Raw genomic sequence first — 21,107 nt, forward strand, 5'->3', positions numbered from 1 at the left:
GCTTTTTATTTTTGCTGAACGGTGATATACGACCATATTTCCTTTAATGCGCCTGTTGTAATAAACGCCTGAATGATGACGAGAACAGCCGGTCCTGCAATTAGTCCTAAAAACCCGAATAATTTAAAACCGGCAAACAGGGCGATGAGCGTTGCCAGCGGATCGATACCGATTGATTTACTAAGTATTTTGGGTTCTGTCAGCTGCCTTTGAATAAGAACGACGAGGTACAGCACCCCGATTCCGATGGCCTGGGGCAGCTGGCCTGTAATCGATAAATACAAAATCCACGGCACAAATACCGAGCCAGCACCCAAATAAGGGAGAAGATCAACAAGCCCGATTAAAAAAGCAATTGTTGCGGCATGTTCAACTTTTAAGAGAGAAAGGCCGATAAATACAATCACCATCGTAATGAAAACGAGAACGGCCTGCGCTTTGATAAAACCGGTCATTGCTTTTTTTAATTCGCTGCTGATCGCTTTGCTGTTAGCTGTAACCCGATCCGGCAGAACCGAAACGAGCATGGCTTTCAGCTTGTGCCAATCCTTTGTCATAAAAAATGTTGCCAGAAGAGAAAAAATCAGAACCGCCGCTGTATTGGGAAGAAGCGCGAAAAACCTTGGGATCATTTCTAGAATGTGGGACAGCAGCAGCCCGGCATTTTTAGCAGCCGAATCACCAAGTGTCTGAATGTGGGTAACGATGGAAGCCTGCTGGTTGGTCTCCAATTCTTGAAACAAAAGGGTCAGTTCGTGATAGAGCGGCTGGATATGTGTTGTAAACAATTTTTCACAATATGAGATAAACGTGCTGATATGCGGAGGCAGCGTTTTTGCAAGATACGCTGTTCCCGTTATGATTTCGGCTACCAGAATGGTGAGCACGCCGAAGGCTGCGAGCAGAAAAAAAGCAAGCACGCCCAGAACGTTTATCGTTCGGGGGAATCCTGTCACTCTGTCCAAATAGTCAACAACAGGATGAATCGCTGATGAAAGAATAAGGGCGATCAGGAACGGATAAGTTAACGGAAACGAATAATAGGCCGCAGCTATCGATCCTGCGGTAATTGACATGACAAAGAGGGTTCTGAAAAAAATAGTGATATAAGATTGATTCACGAAAACGGTCCTCCTCTCGTCAGCATGTCCTATTTTTTATATGTATTCACGCTCCGGCTGAATATGAATACATTCATCTTAAAGGAGGGATGGCACGTGTTTACACAAGCGAATTTATTTTTAATATTACTCTTGGCTATCGCACTTATCGCAAAAAATCAATCATTGCTCTTTGCTGTATCCGTCCTTTTGATCATCAAAATCGTTGGACTTGACCAGAAATTATTTCCAACCATCCAGTCAAAAGGCATCAACTGGGGTGTGACCATTATTACAATCGCTGTTCTTGTTCCGATTGCAACAGGAGAAATCGGATTTAAGCAGCTTGGAGAAGCAATGCGGTCTTCCTACGCATGGATCGCCTTGGGAGCGGGAATCGCAGTGGCGCTGATTGCCAAAAACGGCCTGGCCCTGCTGGAAAATGACCCGCATATTACAACTGCTCTTGTGATCGGAACCATTCTTGCAGTCGCACTTTTTGGCGGAGTAGCGGTGGGTCCGCTGATCGGAGCGGGAATTGCTTATATTGCCATGCAGATCGTAAAATTGTTCACTTCATGAAAAAAAAGCGGCTTTAAGCCGCTTTTTTTTGTATGCAAAAACCCGCAAATAAAGGCGTTTTTTCGGGGAAATCACAGAATGAAAAAAAAAAATTATAGGTAAACATTTAACAAATGTCTGATTATTGTTTATAATGAGAATAGGCTTAAACTTAAATAAGCTTATAAGAATTTGTTATGTTCTTTCATAAGCAAAGGGTTTCATTACCAGCAGGCAGTAAAATGTAAGCATTTTCTTTTAGGGGGAGAGAAATACTTGCATCGTGCTTTTTAAGTAAGCCTCATGTTTTTACAACACTCTTAAAGGGGAAATTTATTGAAAAGGAGATGTTATATATGACAGCGACACGCGGTCTTGAAGGGGTTGTAGCAACAACATCATCTGTTAGTTCTATTATTGATGATACCCTTACATATGTGGGGTATGATATCGATGATTTAACAGAGAATGCAAGTTTTGAAGAAATCATCTACTTGCTTTGGCATTTAAGGCTGCCAAACAAAAAAGAGCTTGAAGAGTTAAAGCAGCAGCTTGCAAAGGAAGCTGCCGTTCCGCAAGAAATTATTGAGCACTTCAAATCTTATTCCCTCGAAAATGTTCATCCCATGGCTGCTCTTCGGACAGCAATTTCATTACTAGGCCTGCTTGACAGCGAGGCTGAAACCATGAACCCGGAAGCCAATTACAAAAAGGCGATCCGCCTTCAGGCAAAGGTGCCTGGTCTGGTTGCGGCGTTTTCCAGAATCCGCAAAGGCCTTGAGCCTGTTGAACCAAGAGAAGACTACGGCATTGCCGAGAATTTTCTCTACACATTAAACGGTGAAGAGCCTTCGCCAATTGAGGTTGAAGCCTTCAACAAAGCATTGATTTTACATGCTGACCATGAGCTGAACGCGTCAACGTTCACAGCGAGGGTCTGCGTCGCGACACTTTCTGATATCTATTCAGGCATTACTGCCGCAATCGGCGCGCTGAAAGGGCCTCTTCACGGCGGGGCGAATGAAGGCGTTATGAAAATGCTGACAGAAATCGGCGAAGTGGAAAACGCTGAGCCGTACATCCGCGCTAAGCTGGAAAAGAAAGAAAAAATCATGGGATTCGGCCACCGCGTTTATAAGCATGGCGACCCGCGCGCGAAGCATCTGAAAGAAATGAGCAAGCGCCTGACCAACCTGACAGGCGAAAGCAAATGGTATGAGATGTCGATTCGCATAGAAGAGATTGTCACATCAGAGAAAAAGCTTCCGCCTAACGTTGATTTCTATTCGGCTTCTGTTTATCACAGCCTCGGCATTGACCATGATTTGTTTACACCGATTTTTGCTGTAAGCAGAATGTCCGGCTGGCTCGCTCATATTCTTGAGCAGTATGACAACAACCGTCTGATCCGCCCGCGCGCAGATTACACGGGCCCTGATAAACAAGCATTTGTTCCGATTGAAGAAAGAGCCTAAAGAACCATTGGAGGCTGGCTTGCGTTAATGAGGTTAGCCTCTTGTTCAGAACATCAAAAGTGGTTTACACTTTAAATTGAATGTTGAGAAAAATCATTTTGTTTTCTATATAAGAAAAATAAAATGTTTTCTAATATGAATTACATACTGGGAGGTTTTTATTGTGGCACAAGGTGAAAAAATTACAGTCTCTAACGGAGTATTAAACGTACCAAACAACCCGATTATCCCGTTTATCGAAGGAGACGGAACCGGTCCTGATATTTGGAACGCGGCTTCGAAGGTTTTGGAAGCAGCAGTTGAAAAAGCATACAAAGGCGAAAAGAAAATTACATGGAAAGAAGTTTATGCCGGAGAAAAGGCTTATAATAAAACAGGTGAGTGGCTTCCTGCTGAAACATTAGATGTGATCCGCGAATATTTCATTGCGATTAAAGGGCCGTTAACGACACCTGTCGGCGGCGGTATCCGTTCTTTGAACGTAGCGCTCAGACAAGAGCTTGACCTATTCGTCTGCTTAAGACCTGTAAGATACTTTACTGGAGTGCCGTCACCGGTAAAACGCCCTGAAGATACTGATATGGTCATCTTCCGTGAAAATACAGAAGATATTTATGCAGGCATCGAGTACGCAAAAGGCTCTGAAGAAGTGCAAAAGCTCATCAGCTTCTTGCAAAATGAGTTAAACGTCAACAAAATCCGTTTCCCTGAAACATCAGGTATCGGCATTAAGCCTGTTTCTGAAGAAGGAACAAGCCGTTTGGTCAGAGCTGCAATTGATTATGCGATTGAGCATGGCCGCAAATCTGTAACGCTTGTTCACAAAGGAAACATCATGAAGTTCACAGAAGGCGCCTTCAAAAACTGGGGCTATGAACTTGCTGAAAGAGAATACGGCGAAAAAGTCTTCACATGGGCTCAATATGACCGCATTGCTGAAGAACAAGGAAAAGACGCTGCAAACAAAGCGCAAAGCGAAGCGGAAGCAGCAGGCAAAATCATTATCAAAGACAGCATTGCTGACATTTTCCTTCAGCAGATCTTAACGCGTCCGAACGAGTTTGATGTCGTTGCGACAATGAACCTGAACGGAGATTACATTTCTGATGCTCTTGCAGCGCAAGTAGGCGGAATCGGTATTGCTCCTGGAGCGAACATCAACTATGAAACAGGACATGCGATTTTCGAGGCGACGCACGGAACGGCTCCTAAATATGCAGGCCTTGATAAAGTAAACCCATCTTCAGTTATTCTTTCAGGCGTTCTGCTTCTTGAGCATTTAGGATGGAACGAAGCGGCTGATTTGGTTATCAAATCTATGGAAAAAACAATCGCTTCTAAAGTCGTAACTTACGATTTTGCCAGATTAATGGATGGCGCGACTGAAGTGAAATGTTCAGAGTTCGGAGAAGAACTGATTAAAAACATGGACTAAGCAAGGAAACAGCCTAAAACTAGCCATAAAGGAGAAGAGAGACATGGGAAATACTCGTAAAAAAGTTTCTGTTATCGGAGCAGGTTTTACCGGAGCGACAACCGCATTTTTAATCGCTCAAAAAGAGCTGGCAGACGTTGTTCTTGTTGATATTCCGCAATTGGAGAACCCGACAAAGGGAAAAGCGCTTGATATGCTTGAAGCAAGCCCTGTTCAAGGCTTTGACGCGAAAATTACGGGAACATCCAACTATGAGGATACAGCGGGTTCTGACATTGTTGTCATTACAGCCGGTATCGCAAGAAAACCTGGTATGAGCAGAGATGATCTGGTCTCTACAAACGAAAAAATTATGAGAAGCGTTACACGAGAAATCGTGAAATATTCTCCTGACTCTATCATTGTGGTGCTGACAAATCCTGTTGATGCAATGACTTACGCGGTGTATAAAGAATCAGGCTTCCCTAAAGAGCGCGTAATCGGCCAGTCCGGTGTGCTTGATACGGCAAGATTCAGAACATTTGTGGCAGAGGAATTAAACTTGTCAGTAAAAGACGTGACTGGTTTCGTTCTTGGCGGACACGGTGACGATATGGTGCCGCTTGTGCGTTATTCTTATGCTGGCGGTATCCCGCTTGAAACCCTTATTCCGAAAGAACGGATTGACGCAATTGTGGAGCGCACAAGAAAAGGTGGAGGCGAAATCGTGAATCTTCTTGGAAACGGAAGCGCGTATTATGCGCCTGCTGCTTCTCTGACAGAAATGGTCGAAGCGATCTTGAAAGATCAGCGCCGCGTCCTTCCTACAATTGCTTATCTTGAAGGTGAATACGGCTATGAAGGCATCTACCTTGGTGTTCCTACAATTGTAGGCGGCAACGGTCTTGAGCAAATCATTGAACTTGAACTGACAGACTATGAAAGAGCACAGCTGAATAAATCAGTTGAATCTGTCAAAAATGTCATGAAAGTATTATCTTAATAAAAAGAGAGAAAGGCTTGCTTGATAGAGCCTTTCTCTTTTTACTATAAATGAAAGCGCTGTCATCCACTCCTTTATTTCTTTTGAAAAATGATGTAAAAGGCGAATTGTCGGAATGTCCTGCTTTCGTTAAAATAAAATCATGAAACATGTTAAGATGACATAAAATAGAGAAATAGGATGTCGGGGAATTATAATACTGGAGGCACAGCATGAACAAGAAAATTTTAGTTGTGGATGATGAAGAATCTATTGTTACTCTTTTACAGTACAATTTGGAACGGTCAGGCTATGATGTCATTACCGCCTCAGACGGGGAAGAAGCACTCAAAAAAGCGGAAACAGAGAAGCCTGATTTGATTGTGCTTGATGTGATGCTTCCAAAACTGGACGGAATCGAAGTATGCAAGCAGCTGAGACAGCAAAAATTGATGTTTCCCATTTTAATGCTGACAGCGAAGGATGAGGAATTCGACAAAGTATTAGGGCTCGAGCTTGGTGCTGATGATTATATGACCAAGCCGTTCAGCCCAAGGGAAGTAAATGCAAGAGTCAAAGCGATTTTAAGGCGTTCCGAAATGGCTGCGCCCTCTAGTGAAATGAAGAACGATGAAATGGAAGGCCAGATCGTGATTGGCGATCTGAAAATCCTGCCTGATCATTATGAAGCGTATTTTAAAGAAAATCAGCTTGAGCTGACACCGAAAGAATTCGAACTGCTGCTCTATTTGGGCAGACATAAAGGCAGAGTGCTGACGAGAGATCTGCTGCTGAGCGCTGTCTGGAATTATGATTTTGCCGGAGATACGAGAATTGTTGATGTGCATATCAGCCATCTCCGCGACAAAATCGAAAACAATACTAAAAAACCGATCTATATTAAAACAATTAGGGGATTGGGGTATAAACTGGAGGAGCCAAAAATGAATGAATAAATACCGTGTGCGCCTTTTTTCTGTACTTGTTGTCTGTATGATTCTGGTGTTTAGTGTCCTCGGGCTATTTTTGCAGCAGCTCTTTGAATCATCTGATCAAAGAAAAGCAGAGGAACACATTGAAAAAGAAGCCAAATATATGGCCTCACTTCTTGATGCCGGCAATCTGAATGATCAAGCAAATGAGAAAATCATTCAAGATGCAGGCGGTGCGCTTGATGTGAACGCATCCGTTATCGATACAGACGGCAAGGTGCTGTACGGGTCAAACGGGAGTGCGGCAGATTCTCAAAAGGTGCAGGCGCTTGTTTCTGGCCATGAGGGTGTTCTCTCAACAGCAGATAACAAGCTTTATTACGGACTTTCGCTTAGAAGTGAAGGTGAAAAAACAGGATATGTGCTGCTTTCAGCCCCTGAACATAGCTCCGGCTTGAACGGCGAATTGTGGGGGATGCTGACGGCCAGTCTTTGTACTGCTTTTATCGTCATTGTTTATTTTTATTCCAGTATGACCTCACGTTATAAAAGGTCAATTGAAGCAGCGACAAACGTAGCAACAGAACTGTCTAAGGGGAACTATGATGCCCGGACGTACGGCGGCTATATCAGGCACTCTGATAAGCTCGGCCGTGCGATGAACAGCCTTGCTGTAGATCTGATGGAAATGACGAGAACGCAGGAAATGCAGCGGGACCGGCTGCTGACTGTCATTGAAAATATCGGCTCCGGGCTGATTATGATTGACGGAAGAGGCTTTATCAATCTCGTGAACAGGTCTTACGCCAAGCAGTTTCATATCAATCCGAATCAGATGCTGCGCCGTCTTTATCATGATGCATTTGTACATGAAGAAGTGATCCAGCTTGTCGAAGACATTTTTATGACGGAGACAAAGAAATGCAAGCTGTTAAGACTTCCGATCAAAATTGAGCGGCGTTATTTTGAAGTGGATGGCGTTCCGATTATGGGGCCGGACGATGAATGGAAAGGAATTGTGCTCGTTTTCCATGACATGACGGAGACGAAGAAATTAGAGCAGATGAGAAAGGATTTTGTGGCTAACGTTTCTCATGAACTGAAAACGCCGATTACCTCTATTAAAGGGTTTACGGAGACGTTATTGGACGGGGCGATGGAGGACAAAGAGGCGCTTTCTGAGTTTCTCTCTATTATTCTGAAAGAAAGCGAAAGGCTTCAGTCTTTGGTTCAGGATCTTCTCGATCTCTCAAAAATCGAGCAGCAAAATTTTACGCTCAGCATTGACACATTTGATCCAGCTAAAATGCTTGGTGAGATTGAAACGCTTCTTAAGCATAAGGCGGATGAGAAAGGCATCTCCTTACAACTGAATGTCCCGAAAGACACGCTCTATGTATCGGGAGACCCGTACAGGCTGAAACAGGTATTTCTTAATCTCGTAAATAATGCGCTAACCTATACGCCTGAGGGGGGCTCTGTAGCTATCAATGTAAAGCCCGGAGAAAAAGACATTCAGATTGAAGTTGCGGATTCCGGAATCGGAATTCAGAAAGAAGAAATTCCGCGCATCTTTGAACGTTTTTACCGCGTGGATAAAGACAGAAGCAGGAATTCGGGCGGAACAGGCCTAGGCCTCGCGATCGTAAAGCATTTAATAGAGGCTCATGAAGGGAAAATCGATGTCACAAGCGAGCTTGGACGGGGAACGGTCTTTACAGTGACGCTGAAACGGGCCGCTGAAACGTCCGCCTAATGTTTACAAAGGTTTAACAATATCTTCATGCACTGTTAAACCTATGCTGATAGGATGTAGTAGAACCCCTTCATCCAAGGAGCCAATTTTGACGGCGGGAACCATTTGTGTTCCCGTCCTTTTTTGTGTCTTCTCTTCAGTTCACGTATTTTCCTTTCAAATTGAACTTTGTTAAAATAAGAGGAGCTAATGACTATGTAAGAGATGAATAGAAGCCTGAGGCTTCTTAGGAGGATATTGAATGACGGAACGAAAAAAATTAGTGCTTGTAGACGGAAACAGTCTGGCTTACCGGGCGTTTTTTGCATTGCCGCTGTTAAGCAATGATAAAGGTGTTCATACGAATGCCGTATACGGCTTTGCGATGATTTTGATGAAGATGCTTGAGGATGAAAAACCGACACACATGCTGGTTGCATTTGATGCCGGGAAAACAACATTTCGTCACGGCACATTTAAAGAATATAAAGGCGGCAGACAGAAAACCCCGCCTGAGCTCTCCGAACAATTGCCGTTTATCCGCGAGCTGCTGGATGCCTATCAGATCAGCCGCTACGAATTGGAACAATACGAAGCCGACGATATTATCGGCACACTGGCCAAATCGGCTGAAAAAGACGGATTTGAAGTAAAGGTTTTCTCTGGAGATAAGGATTTAACTCAGCTGGCAACAGACAAAACGACGGTTGCCATTACGCGAAAAGGAATTACCGATGTTGAATTTTACACACCGGAGCACGTAAAAGAGAAATACGGGCTTACGCCTGAGCAAATTATTGACATGAAGGGTCTGATGGGCGATTCCTCAGATAATATTCCAGGTGTGCCCGGCGTAGGAGAGAAGACAGCGATTAAGCTATTAAAACAGTTCGATTCCGTTGAAAAACTGCTGGAGTCCATTGACGAGGTAAGCGGGAAGAAACTGAAGGAAAAGCTTGAGGAATTTAAAGATCAGGCATTGATGAGCAAGGAGCTTGCGACGATTATGACGGATGCGCCGATTGAGGTATCCGTTTCCGGCTTGGAATATCAAGGCTTTAATCGTGAACAGGTGATTTCCATCTTTAAAGATCTTGGTTTTAACACACTTCTTGAACGGCTAGGGGAAGACAGCGAAGAAGCAGAACAGGATCAGTCGTTAGAAGAAATTAATGTCGAAACTGTCACAGACGTAACAAGCGGCATCTTGGTTTCTCCATCCGCATTTGTCGTTGAACAGATCGGCGATAATTATCATGAAGAGCCGATTCTCGGTTTTTCGATCGTTAATGAAACGGGATCTTATTTCATTCCGAAAGACATTGCCGTGGAGTCTCAGGTGTTTAAAGAATGGGTAGAAAATGACGAGCAGAAGAAATGGGTCTTCGACAGCAAGCGGGCTGTTGTCGCTTTGCGCTGGCAGGGCATTGAGCTGAAAGGAGCGGAGTTTGATACGCTTCTTGCGGCTTATATCATCAATCCGGGCAATTCATATGACGACGTTGCGAGTGTGGCTAAAGATTACGGCTTGCATATCGTTCAAAGCGACGAATCAGTTTACGGCAAAGGAGCAAAACGGGCTGTTCCGTCGGAAGATGTACTGTCTGAGCACCTTGTCAGAAAAGCGTTAGCCATTCAAAGCCTTCGGGAAAAGCTCGTTCAGGAGCTGGAGAACAACGATCAGCTTGAACTGTTTGAAGAGCTCGAAATGCCTCTCGCGCTTATTCTCGGCGAAATGGAATCAACTGGCGTCAAGGTCGATGTTGACCGTTTAAAGCGGATGGGTGAAGAACTGGGCGCGAAGCTGAAGGAATATGAAGAAAAAATCCATGAGATTGCGGGAGAGCCGTTTAATATCAATTCTCCGAAACAGCTCGGCGTCATCTTGTTTGAACAGATCGGCCTGCCTGTCGTGAAGAAAACAAAAACAGGCTATTCAACGTCAGCTGATGTGCTTGAAAAGCTGGCAGACAAACATGATATTGTCGACTATATTTTGCAGTACAGACAAATTGGCAAGCTTCAATCGACATATATTGAAGGGCTTTTAAAGGTGACGAGACCGGATTCGCATAAGGTGCACACGCGCTTTAACCAAGCTTTAACGCAAACCGGCCGTCTCAGCTCGACTGATCCGAACCTGCAAAACATACCGATCAGGCTTGAGGAAGGACGTAAAATCCGCCAAGCTTTTGTTCCGTCTGAAAAAGACTGGCTCATTTTTGCAGCCGATTACTCACAAATCGAGCTGCGTGTGCTTGCCCATATTTCAAAGGATCAAAATCTCATCGAAGCTTTTACAAATGATATGGATATTCATACGAAAACGGCAATGGATGTGTTCCATGTCGCTGAGGATGAAGTGACATCTGCGATGAGACGCCAGGCGAAAGCGGTCAACTTTGGCATCGTATACGGCATCAGCGATTACGGGCTGTCACAGAATCTCGGCATTACCCGGAAGGAAGCCGGAGCATTTATCGACCGCTATTTGGAAAGCTTCCAGGGCGTAAAAGCGTACATGGAGGACTCAGTTCAGGACGCGAAGCAAAAGGGCTACGTAACAACGCTTATGCATCGCCGCCGCTACATTCCTGAGCTGACGAGCCGAAACTTTAATATCCGCAGTTTTGCGGAGCGGACGGCAATGAATACACCGATTCAAGGAAGCGCCGCTGATATTATCAAAAAAGCCATGATTGATATGGCTGCCAAGCTGAAAGAAAAGCAATTGAAGGCAAGGCTGCTGCTTCAAGTGCACGATGAATTGATTTTTGAAGCGCCGCAGGAAGAAATTGAAATTCTTGAAAAGCTTGTTCCTGAAGTGATGGAGCATGCGCTTGCATTAGATGTGCCGTTAAAGGTGGACTTTGCATCTGGCCCATCTTGGTACGATGCGAAATAAATAGAGATAGGAAGTGATGGATGTGCCGGAATTACCAGAGGTTGAAACCGTCCGGCGCACTCTGACCGGGCTTGTAAAGGGAAAAACAATTAAATCGGTAGAGATCAGATGGCCAAATATCATCAAACGGCCTGCCGAACCGGAGGAATTTGCGCGAAAACTAACAGGAGAAACGATACAGTCTATCGGAAGACGGGGAAAGTTTTTACTGTTTCATTTAGATCATTATGTCATGGTTTCCCACCTTCGAATGGAAGGGAAATACGGGCTTCATCAAGCGGAGGAGCCAGACGATAAACACGTGCATGTCATATTCACGATGACGGACGGAACTCAGCTTCGTTACAGGGATGTGCGAAAGTTCGGAACCATGCACTTATTTAAACCGGGAGAGGAAGCGGGCGAGCTTCCGCTTTCTCAGTTAGGGCCGGAGCCGGATGCAGAAGAATTTACGAGTGCATATTTAAAAGAACAGCTTGCTAAAACAAACCGTGCTGTCAAAACCGCCCTGCTGGATCAAAAAACGGTTGTCGGACTCGGGAACATTTATGTGGACGAGGCTCTTTTTAGAGCGGGTGTCCATCCCGAGACGAAAGCAAATCAATTATCAGACAAAACAATCAAAACACTTCACGCTGAAATCAAAAACACCCTGCAGGAAGCGATTGACGCGGGCGGCAGCACTGTCCGCTCATATATCAACTCCCAAGGGGAAATCGGAATGTTCCAGCTTCAGCATTTTGTGTACGGAAAAAAAGACGAGCCGTGCAAAAATTGCGGAACGATGATTTCAAAAATTGTCGTCGGAGGCAGGGGCACGCATTTTTGCGCGAAGTGCCAGAAAAAAAAGTAGCATAATGCTTCATCGTCCAAGCTGTCGGTGCATATATCAGTAATTCTGTAATAGAGGAATGCCATTTTCGAAACACGGATTTTTTACTTTTCCATATATATGATTGTGATGAATCCCGGGCATTTTTACATCTGATACAAGAGCACCAACAGAAAGGAAGAAACGGATATGCAAATGGTTTCTATACTGCTGCTGGCGTTGGCTGTCAGCTTGGACAGTTTTTCTGTCGGATTTACGTACGGATTGAGAAAAATGAAAATACCGTTTAAAGCGATTTTGGTTATCGCCTGCTGTTCCGGTGCTGTCATGTTTATATCCATGCTGATCGGAAGCTTTCTCACAAAGTTTTTTCCTGTATATGTGACGGAGAAGCTTGGCGGTTTGATATTGGTCGGAATCGGTGCGTGGGTTCTGTATCAATTTTTCAGGCCGGCAAAAGACAAAGAATACTTATTGCATGAAAAAACGCTGCTTAATTTAGAGGTTCGGTCATTAGGGATTGTGATTCATATTTTGAGAAAGCCCATGAGTGCGGATATCGACAAATCGGGTGTGATCAATGGGATTGAGGCGGTCTTATTGGGATTTGCCTTATCAATTGATGCCTTCGGAGCAGGTATAGGGGCAGCCATTCTCGGTTTTTCACCGATTGTGATGAGCATCGCCGTGGCAGTCATGAGCTCGCTGTTTGTATCAATCGGAATCAATGCCGGCCATTTTCTGTCTAAGTGGAAATGGATCGATAAAATGGCGTTTTTGCCGGGGCTTCTACTGATCACGATTGGGCTCTGGAAATTGTAAAAAGGAGTTGATCTCTTGACCTTAGTCATTGGTTTAACGGGAGGAATAGCTAGCGGCAAAAGCACGGTTGCCAATATGCTGATTGAAAAAGGAATAACAGTTATAGATGCAGATATTATTGCAAAACAAGCGGTAGAAAAAGGGATGCCGGCCTACCGGCAAATCATTGACGAATTCGGTGAAGACATTCTGCTCCCAAATGGCGATATAGATCGGAAAAAGCTTGGAGCACTGGTATTTACAAATGAACAAAAGCGTCTCGCTTTAAATGCAATTGTTCATCCCGCAGTCAGGCAGGAAATGCTTAAGCGCCGTGATGAAGCCATTGCAAATCGGGAGGCATTTGTTGTATTGGATATCCCGCTATTGTTTGAAAGCAAATTGGAATCTTTAGTTGATAAAATTATTGTGGTCAGTGTGACCAAAGAGCTTCAGCTGGAACGTCTTATGAAGCGCAATCAGCTGACGGAAGAAGAAGCCGTCAGCCGTATCCGCGCTCAAATGCCTTTAGAGGAAAAAACAGCAAGAGCAGATCAAGTCATCGATAACAGCGGCACGCTTGAAGAGACCAGACAGCAGCTTGATGAAGTCATCACTGGCTGGGCATAATACAAAAACACCGTTCAATATGAACGGTGTTTTTTCATTAAAAATCAAAGTTGTCCGGGTCAGGACCGACGCGCAGGTTTTCATTCAGCGCATCGATTCGGTTCATGTCATCCTGTGTTAATTCAAAGTCAAATACGCTGGCATTTTCTTTAATACGATGTTCTTTCGTTGATTTAGGAATCGTAATGATGCCATGCTGCAGATCCCAGCGCAAAATGATTTGCGCGACAGATTTGTTATATGTTTGAGCGATGTCTGCCAGTACAGGATGATCCAGCAGCTGCCCCTGCATTAAAGGTGACCAGGCTTCCATCTGGATGCCTTGTTTTTGGCAGTATGCCATCAGCTCTTTTTGTGTAAGGTGCGGATGGAATTCCACTTGGTTGATCATAGGTTTGATTTCAGCAGCCGTCATCAAATCTTCAAGATGATGGATTTGGAAGTTGCTCACGCCGATCGCTTTGACACGGCCTTCTTTATAAAGTGTTTCAAGCGCTCTCCATGCTTCTTTGTATTTTCCCTCTACAGGCCAGTGGATAAGGTATAAATCTAAATAATCCAAACCGAGTTTTGACAGGCTTGTTTCAAACGCGGCGAGTGTTTCCTCGTATCCTAAATCCGCATTCCACACTTTTGATGTAATAAATAGGTCCTCTCTTGAGATGCCTGCTTCGTCAATACCTTGCTGAAGTCCTTCTCCGACTCCAGCTTCATTTCCATAGATAGCGGCAGTATCAATACTGCGGTATCCGTGAACAATTGCGGTTCTAACGGCGTTTACCAGTTCAGTTCCTTCTTCCACTTGGAACACGCCGAGGCCGAACCAAGGCATTTTTACCCCATTATGAAGTGTTGCTGTAGCTTGTAAATGTGTTGTCATGTTGATTTCCTCCTTTGAAATTGTCAGGCTGCCTGCCGATCTCGTTTTTCCATCAAGCGGCTCCAGCCTGTTAAGATAACTGCACCGACTACCATTAATCCGCCTATCCAAGCGGTGTGAATCAGTCCGATTGAATCGGTAATCACACCTCCAAGGTATGAGCCAAGCGCAATCCCTGCATTAAAGGCAGCGATATTCATCGCGGATGCGACGTCAACTGCACTCGGGACAAAACGTTCAGCCAGCATAACGACATACACCTGAAGGCCGGGCACATTCATAAAGGCCAGCAAGCCCATACAGAGAATAGTAATGAGGCCAGCTGTTTGATATGGAGCCGTAAATGCTAGTGCGAACAGAACGAGTGCCTGTACGATAAACATATAGAATAAAGCGGCAATCGGATTTCGGTTTGACAGCCTTCCGCCGATCATATTGCCGATTGCGATGGCAATTCCGTATCCGAGCAGGATCACTGCTACAGTTCCGGCTTTGAAGCCTGTTACTTCCTGAAGCAAGGGAGACAGATATGTGAACACAACGAATGTTCCTCCGTATCCAAGCGCCGTAATGACAAATAAAAGCAATAACCGGCCGTTTGTCACAAGCTTCAATTGATCTCGCATCGTTGTTTTCGTCCCTTTTCGTAATTTGGACGGAACAAGGATGCCATTTGTAATGAAAGCAATAACTCCGACGGCGATAATAACCATAAAGGCAAAACGCCAGCCGAGCTGCTGACCGATAAACGTGCCGAAAGGAACACCGGTTACAGTTGCCACAGTGAGGCCTGTAAACATAATCGAAATCGCGCTGGCCCTTTTATCCTCAGGGACAATATCCGCTGCGATCGTCGAACCGATCGACATAAACACACCGTGTGAAAAAGCTGATATCACACGTGCTGCTAATAAAATCCCGATGCTTGAAGCGGTAGCTGCCATCGTATTCCCGGCAATAAAAATGAACATGATCCAAAGCAATAGCGTCTTTCGTGACATGCTTGACGTCAATGAAGTTAAAATAGGGGCTCCGAATGTAACGCCAAGCGCATATAGGGAAACGGTCAATCCCGCTGTTGTGACAGGAATGTCCAGATCATCAGAAATTAACGGCAAAAGGCCGACGCTGATAAATTCGGTTGTCCCTATGGCGAATGCACTTACAGCCAGAGCCAGGAGTGCAGGAATGCTGCTTTTGCTTTTATTGGCTGAAGTCATCATATTCCTCCTTTGTGTAATGTGTTGTATGATTGAAATTCTGCCGAGTAAGCTATATAAATAAAATAGAGCAGATTCAAATCAGCCGGCAAATGTGATTATGAAAGATATCATCAAGAAAGAAAAGTACGTACTTTTAAGTGCTATAGTCACTTTTTAGTGCCTGTAAGGAGAATGAACGGTATGGAGAAGAAAAAATATAACATTTCTGTTGAAGCGACTCTTGAAGTGATCGGCGGGAAATGGAAGTGCGTCATTTTATGCCACCTGACGCACGGAAAAAAACGCACGAGTGAATTAAAGCGCCTGATGCCTAACATCACGCAAAAAATGCTGACCCAGCAGCTGCGTGAGCTGGAAGCGGACGGTGTCATTAACCGGATCGTGTACAATCAGGTTCCTCCCAAAGTGGAATACGAGCTCAGCGAATACGGCCGCAGCTTAGAAGGGATTTTAGACATGCTTTGTGCTTGGGGAGCGAATCATATTAACAGAGTGTACGGGGATACATTTTCTGTGTTAGAAGAAAGTGTGCTCAATGATAAGTTAAAACAGGAATCATAAAAAGAGCAGTCAGTGCGGAGCGCTGGCTGCTTTTTGGTTCTTACGCCTGATATTGTGTGCAAGAAAACCTATAATGCATCATAAATTAGCGTTATAATCGTTGATTTTTATCAATATGTACTGGCGATTTCATTTTAATGTGTTATACTAATTTTAGATAGCAGTAAATTAGGATGGCATAATTGATAAGGGGTGTCCAACATGAAGGTAAAAGTAGCGATCAACGGGTTTGGAAGAATCGGAAGAATGGTCTTCAGAAAAGCAATGTTAGACGATCAAATTCAAGTAGTGGCCATTAACGCCAGCTATTCCGCAGAAACGCTGGCTCATTTAATAAAGTATGACACAATTCACGGCAGGTACGACAAAGAGGTTGTGGCTGGTGAAGACAGCCTGATCGTGAATGGAAAGAAAGTGCTTTTATTAAACAGCCGTGATCCAAAACAGCTTCCTTGGGGCGAATATGATATTGACATTGTCGTTGAAGCAACAGGAAAATTTAATTCAAAAGATAAAGCGATGGGCCATATAGAAGCGGGTGCGAAAAAAGTCATTCTGACTGCTCCGGGAAAAAATGAAGACGTTACCATTGTGATGGGAGTAAATGAGGACCAATTCGACGCAGACCGTCATGTCATCATTTCAAATGCGTCATGCACGACAAACTGCCTTGCGCCTGTTGTTAAAGTGCTGGATGAAGAATTTGGCATTGAGAGCGGGCTGATGACCACGGTTCATGCGTATACGAATGACCAGAAAAATATTGATAATCCGCACAAGGATTTGCGCCGGGCGCGGGCCTGCGGTGAATCCATCATTCCAACGACAACTGGAGCGGCAAAGGCGCTTTCGCTCGTACTGCCGCATCTGAAAGGAAAGCTTCATGGCCTCGCCTTGCGTGTCCCTGTTCCGAACGTCTCATTAGTTGATCTCGTTGTCGATCTGAAATCAGATGTAACGGCTGAAGAGGTAAACGAGGCATTTAAACGGGCTGCCAAAACGTCGATGTACGGCGTGCTTGATTATTCAGATGAACCGCTCGTTTCAACTGACTACAATACGAATCCCCATTCAGCGGTCATTGACGGGCTTACAACAATGGTAATGGAAGACAGGAAAGTAAAGGTGCTCGCGTGGTATGACAACGAATGGGGCTACTCATGCAGAGTCGTTGATCTGATCCGCCATGTAGCGGCACGAATGAAACATCCGTCTGCTGTATAGAATAAGGTCATGGACGCACTTTGAAGAAAAAACCCTTAACAGCATATTTCTGAAAAAACGCACCTTGCAAATTAGACTTAAACACAGTATACTATTTTTCGTGAACTTCTTGCTTGAGACTGTTTCGGAATTACTTAAAGGGTTAGGACCTCTCCGGACTAACTTTCCCCCGTGGTAAATGGCCGACCCAGTTGTTGGAATTTCACTTTTTAATTCTTGTTAAGGGGGGTCCATGACTATGGAAACAATGGGGCGTCACGTTATCTCCGAGCTATGGGGATGCGATTTTGATAAGCTGAATGACATGGATTTTATTGAAAAAACGTTTGTAAATGCTGCTCTAAAATCAGGTGCTGAGGTGCGCGAGGTTGCATTTCACAAATTTGCACCGCAAGGCGTAAGCGGAGTTGTGATTATTTCTGAATCACACTTAACAATTCACAGTTTTCCTGAGCACGGATATGCGAGCATTGATGTTTATACTTGTGGAGACTTAGATCCTAATGTCGCTGCTGACTACATCGCAGAGGCATTACATGCTGATACAAGAGAAAACATTGAAATACCGAGAGGAATGGGGCCTGTGCAAATTAAACAGGCGCAAGCGAAGGTACTATAAAGTAATCACGAACACAAAGGGAGCTGAAGCTAGAAAGCCGTTATGCGCTTTTTAGCTTATGCTCCTTTTATTTTTATAAAGAAACAAGAGTGGTCAGCTTTTTCTTTTTTCATTTTTTTTGTAAAATAAGAAAGAGATTTTCACAAACCACCTGATGCTGTAGAATGCTTTACACAACGGCTCTCCCGACAGATGGCTGTCACATTTATTTTGAAAAGGCGGAGGCTGCCGAAAATACATTGCAGGGAACGAAATAGTTGGGAGCTGATTTTATTGAAATGTCCTTCATGCCAGCATAACGGAACGCGAGTCCTTGATTCACGTCCTGTGGATGACGGAAAATCGATTCGCCGAAGACGTGAGTGCGAATCCTGCCACTACCGGTTTACGACCTTTGAGAAAGTGGAGGAAACCCCGCTCATCGTAGTGAAAAAAGAAGGCGTGCGTGAGGAATTCAGCAGAGAAAAAATGCTGCGCGGCCTCATAAAAGCATGTGAAAAAAGACCCGTTTCACTCAAAACGCTTGAAGACATGTGCTTTGATATTGAAAAAGAACTTCGCAATCAAGGCTGCTCTGAGGTAAAAAGCGAGCTCGTCGGAGAAATGGTCATGGACCGGCTGGCTAAGATTGATGAAGTCGCATATGTGCGGTTCGCGTCCGTCTATCGGCAGTTTAAAGATATAAATGTCTTTATCGACGAATTAAAAGACTTAATAAAGAAAGAGCGTTAAAAGAGCTAAGAGGATTCTTCTAGCTCTTTTCTCATGTGCAAAATTGGCATTTGATAGATATAAGAAACGGTGTAAAATGAAAGGTAGAAACAAATTCGGAAGGTTTGAGAATGTATGGCTGACTATTGGAAAGATGTACTGCCTGTAGATCCGTATGTGGTCAAAAGCAGATCGATGCTGCAGGATATAGACAGACAAATTATCACACAACTGTATCAGCCCTTAATCGGCCCTGTTGCATTCTCTCTTTATATGACATTGTGGGGAGAGCTTGAACAAAACCGTCTGTGGGGCGGAGAGTCCACACATAGACAGCTGATGGGGATGACACAGTCCAATTTAAAAACGATTCATCAGGAACAGGGGAAGCTCGAGGGCATAGGATTGCTAAAAGCATATATGAAAGAATCCGAGCGGCAGGAGCGCCTCTTTATATATGAACTCCTCCCGCCGCTCAGGCCAAATGAATTTTTTGAAGACGGAATGCTGAATGTTTTTCTGTACAATAGAGTCGGAAAAACAAAGTATCAGCAATTAAAACAATTTTTCACGCACCCGGCTATTTCAGAAGATGCGAAGGACATTACGCGGCCGTTTAATCATGCGTTTGAATCGTTGCAGCCGAGTGAATGGAAGCTCACACCTGATATGGAGGAAACGGTGAGACTTGCGCCGGGCACAGAATATACTTCTGTCGGACAAGCGCCGTCTTATACCATAACGGAGGAAGTGTTTGATTTTGATTTGTTTTTAGCGGGACTTTCTGAGACGATGATTCCGAGAAAAGCGATGACCCAGCAGGTGCGCGACACAATCAAAAAGCTTTCTTATCTGTATGGCATAGATCCTTTGCAGATGCAAAATGTCGTGATGAGTGCGATTGATGAGCGTGATGTGATTACGACGGAGGCTTTAAGAAAAGCGGCCAGCGATTGGTATCAAATCGAAAGAAACGGACAGCTGCCTGACTTAGTGGAAAAAACACAGCCGGTGCACCTCCGTGAAGGCGAAAAGCCGGTGGAAGAGGATTCACTGGACGGAAAGCTGATCGCATTGCTGGAGGCGATTTCTCCGAAGAAGCTTCTCCAGGACATTGCCGACGGAACAGAGCCGTCAAAAGCGGATCTGAAAATCATTGAAGAAATTATGTTTGAACAGAAGCTCGAGCCAGGCGTTACAAATGTGTTAATTTATTATGTCATGCTGAAAACTGACATGAAGCTGTCGAAAAACTATATTCAAAAAATCGCCTCGCATTGGGCGCGCAAAAAGGTAAAAACGGTCAGAGAAGCGATGAAGCTCGCGATAGAAGAAAACCGCCAATACCTTGAATGGGCTGAGGGAAAAGCAAATCAGCCTTCAAAACGAAACCAAAAAGTGATTCGCGAAGAAAAACTTCCTGATTGGATGAAAGAAAAAGAGACAGCGTCCGATTCAGAAGCCGGACAGCAGAAGCTGCAACCGCAGGATTTGGAAGAACAGAAGAAAAAGATGATGGAAGAAATGCAAAAACTGAAAAAATACTCTGCCTATTAAAGGCAGAGATGCGGGGTGAAGTAATAGATGGAACCAATCGGCCGTTCCCTGCAGGGCGTAACCGGCAGACCGGATTTCCAAAAACGCCTTGAACAAATGAAGGAAAAAGTCATGAATGATCAAGATGTTCAGGTATTTTTGAAGGAAAACGAACAAATAATTGACCAAAAAATGATCGAAAAGAGCTTAAATAAGCTTTATGAATATATCGGGCAAAGCAAGAATTGCTCCTATTGTTCGGAAGATGAAGATTGCAACAATCTGTTGGAGGGCTACCATCCGAAGCTTGTTGTCAATGGCCGCTCTATTGATATCGAGTATTATGAATGTCCGGTCAAACGGAAGCTCGACCAGCAGAAAAAACAAAAGTCTCTTATGAAAAGCATGTATATCCAGCAGGATCTCCTCGGGGCAACGTTCCAGCAGGTCGATATCAGTGACCCGAGCAGGCTCGCGATGTTCCAGCATGTTACAGATTTTCTGAAAAGCTATAATGAGACGGGAAAAGGGAAAGGACTGTACTTATACGGGAAGTTCGGGGTAGGAAAAACGTTTATGCTCGCTGCGATTGCCAATGAGCTGGCGGAAAAAGAGTATTCCTCTATGATCGTTTATGTGCCCGAATTTGTGAGAGAGCTTAAAAATTCGCTGCAAGACCATTCATTGGAAGAGAAACTCAATATGGTCAAAACAACACCCGTATTGATGCTTGATGACATCGGGGCGGAATCAATGACAAGCTGGGTAAGGGATGAAGTCATTGGAACGGTGCTTCAGCACAGAATGTCCCAGCAGCTGCCGACTTTCTTTTCTTCTAATTTCTCACCTGACGAGCTGAAGCATCATTTTACGTATTCGCAAAGGGGAGAAAAGGAAGAAGTAAAAGCGGCAAGACTAATGGAGCGGATATTATATCTGGCTGCTCCGATCCGTCTTGACGGAGAAAACCGCCGCCATCCGTAATC

The 21,107-nt window shown here is 44.4% G+C and carries 18 protein-coding genes and 1 pseudogene; 16 read left to right on the forward strand and 3 right to left on the reverse strand.

Translation table 11 applies throughout. From position 1 onward, the window contains the following. Positions 1 to 5: 5 nt before the first annotated feature. A complete protein-coding gene (gene ytvI, locus KHQ79_RS00995; RefSeq protein ID WP_003237782.1) occupies positions 6 to 1,121 on the reverse strand; it encodes a sporulation integral membrane protein YtvI in 1,116 nt (371 codons plus the stop codon). Between the two features lie 96 nt (positions 1,122 to 1,217). On the opposite strand from ytvI, the gene KHQ79_RS01000 reads away from it, so the two are divergent. The 10 genes and pseudogenes from KHQ79_RS01000 (at position 1,218) to coaE (ending at position 13,367) form a co-directional block, all read left to right on the forward strand. Further along, the gene (locus tag KHQ79_RS01000; protein ID WP_029316876.1) at positions 1,218 to 1,682 is read left to right on the forward strand and encodes a DUF441 domain-containing protein; all 465 of its coding nucleotides are present in this window, start codon (positions 1,218 to 1,220) and stop codon (positions 1,680 to 1,682) included. Between the two features lie 335 nt (positions 1,683 to 2,017). Continuing rightward, the gene (gene citZ / locus KHQ79_RS01005) at positions 2,018 to 3,136 is read left to right on the forward strand and encodes a citrate synthase (RefSeq protein ID WP_003237779.1); all 1,119 of its coding nucleotides are present in this window, start codon (positions 2,018 to 2,020) and stop codon (positions 3,134 to 3,136) included. Positions 3,137 to 3,299: 163 nt separating this feature from the next. Beyond that, positions 3,300 to 4,571, forward strand: a complete 1,272-nt coding sequence (gene icd / locus KHQ79_RS01010; protein WP_019259153.1) for an NADP-dependent isocitrate dehydrogenase — start codon at positions 3,300 to 3,302, stop codon at positions 4,569 to 4,571. Positions 4,572 to 4,614: 43 nt separating this feature from the next. Further along, the gene (mdh, locus tag KHQ79_RS01015; protein WP_003237775.1) at positions 4,615 to 5,553 is read left to right on the forward strand and encodes a malate dehydrogenase; all 939 of its coding nucleotides are present in this window, start codon (positions 4,615 to 4,617) and stop codon (positions 5,551 to 5,553) included. 212 nt (positions 5,554 to 5,765) lie between these two features. Beyond that, the gene (phoP, locus tag KHQ79_RS01020) at positions 5,766 to 6,488 is read left to right on the forward strand and encodes a two-component system response regulator PhoP (RefSeq protein ID WP_003237772.1); all 723 of its coding nucleotides are present in this window, start codon (positions 5,766 to 5,768) and stop codon (positions 6,486 to 6,488) included. Next, positions 6,481 to 8,220 (forward strand): sensory box histidine kinase PhoR, encoded by a 1,740-nt coding sequence (phoR, locus tag KHQ79_RS01025; protein ID WP_225514045.1) that lies wholly within the window; start codon positions 6,481 to 6,483, stop codon positions 8,218 to 8,220. Before phoP ends, phoR begins: the two co-directional genes overlap by 8 nt. Positions 8,221 to 8,461: 241 nt before the next feature. Then, on the forward strand, positions 8,462 to 11,104 hold the full coding sequence (gene polA, locus KHQ79_RS01030) for a DNA polymerase I (RefSeq protein WP_225514046.1): 2,643 nt from the start codon (positions 8,462 to 8,464) through the stop codon (positions 11,102 to 11,104). 22 nt (positions 11,105 to 11,126) lie between these two features. Next, positions 11,127 to 11,957, forward strand: a complete 831-nt coding sequence (gene mutM, locus KHQ79_RS01035; protein ID WP_133486492.1) for a DNA-formamidopyrimidine glycosylase — start codon at positions 11,127 to 11,129, stop codon at positions 11,955 to 11,957. Between the two features lie 150 nt (positions 11,958 to 12,107). Then, positions 12,108 to 12,758: pseudogene (ytaF, locus tag KHQ79_RS01040) on the forward strand (sporulation membrane protein YtaF); the annotation flags it as partial. 15 nt (positions 12,759 to 12,773) lie between these two features. Then, on the forward strand, positions 12,774 to 13,367 hold the full coding sequence (gene coaE / locus KHQ79_RS01045) for a dephospho-CoA kinase (RefSeq protein ID WP_003237762.1): 594 nt from the start codon (positions 12,774 to 12,776) through the stop codon (positions 13,365 to 13,367). A 37-nt stretch (positions 13,368 to 13,404) separates the two neighbouring features. Here the strand turns inward: coaE and ytbE are convergent, their stop codons facing one another. Further along, positions 13,405 to 14,247, reverse strand: a complete 843-nt coding sequence (gene ytbE / locus KHQ79_RS01050) for an aldo/keto reductase YtbE (RefSeq protein WP_225514047.1) — start codon at positions 14,245 to 14,247, stop codon at positions 13,405 to 13,407. 23 nt (positions 14,248 to 14,270) lie between these two features. After that, entirely contained in the window at positions 14,271 to 15,467 is a 1,197-nt protein-coding gene (locus KHQ79_RS01055) for an MFS transporter (protein WP_225514048.1), read from the reverse strand. Between the two features lie 183 nt (positions 15,468 to 15,650). On the opposite strand from KHQ79_RS01055, the gene KHQ79_RS01060 reads away from it, so the two are divergent. The 6 genes from KHQ79_RS01060 (at position 15,651) to dnaI (ending at position 21,105) form a co-directional block, all read left to right on the forward strand. Further along, entirely contained in the window at positions 15,651 to 16,031 is a 381-nt protein-coding gene (locus KHQ79_RS01060) for a winged helix-turn-helix transcriptional regulator (RefSeq protein WP_003229458.1), read from the forward strand. 201 nt (positions 16,032 to 16,232) lie between these two features. After that, positions 16,233 to 17,255: a glyceraldehyde-3-phosphate dehydrogenase gene (locus KHQ79_RS01065; RefSeq protein WP_003237755.1), complete on the forward strand. Its 1,023-nt coding sequence runs from the start codon at positions 16,233 to 16,235 to the stop codon at positions 17,253 to 17,255. 238 nt (positions 17,256 to 17,493) lie between these two features. Next, positions 17,494 to 17,874, forward strand: a complete 381-nt coding sequence (gene speD, locus KHQ79_RS01070) for an adenosylmethionine decarboxylase (RefSeq protein WP_003223584.1) — start codon at positions 17,494 to 17,496, stop codon at positions 17,872 to 17,874. A gap of 273 nt (positions 17,875 to 18,147) precedes the next feature. Then, the gene (gene nrdR / locus KHQ79_RS01075) at positions 18,148 to 18,606 is read left to right on the forward strand and encodes a transcriptional regulator NrdR (RefSeq protein WP_003223586.1); all 459 of its coding nucleotides are present in this window, start codon (positions 18,148 to 18,150) and stop codon (positions 18,604 to 18,606) included. A 114-nt stretch (positions 18,607 to 18,720) separates the two neighbouring features. Next, on the forward strand, positions 18,721 to 20,142 hold the full coding sequence (dnaB, locus tag KHQ79_RS01080; protein ID WP_225514049.1) for a replicative helicase loading/DNA remodeling protein DnaB: 1,422 nt from the start codon (positions 18,721 to 18,723) through the stop codon (positions 20,140 to 20,142). Between the two features lie 27 nt (positions 20,143 to 20,169). Beyond that, the gene (dnaI, locus tag KHQ79_RS01085; RefSeq protein ID WP_225514050.1) at positions 20,170 to 21,105 is read left to right on the forward strand and encodes a primosomal protein DnaI; all 936 of its coding nucleotides are present in this window, start codon (positions 20,170 to 20,172) and stop codon (positions 21,103 to 21,105) included. Positions 21,106 to 21,107 lie beyond the last annotated feature (2 nt).

The sequence above is a fragment of the Bacillus sp. TSO22 genome (assembly GCF_020223595.1).
GTDB lineage: Bacteria > Bacillota > Bacilli > Bacillales > Bacillaceae > Bacillus > Bacillus inaquosorum.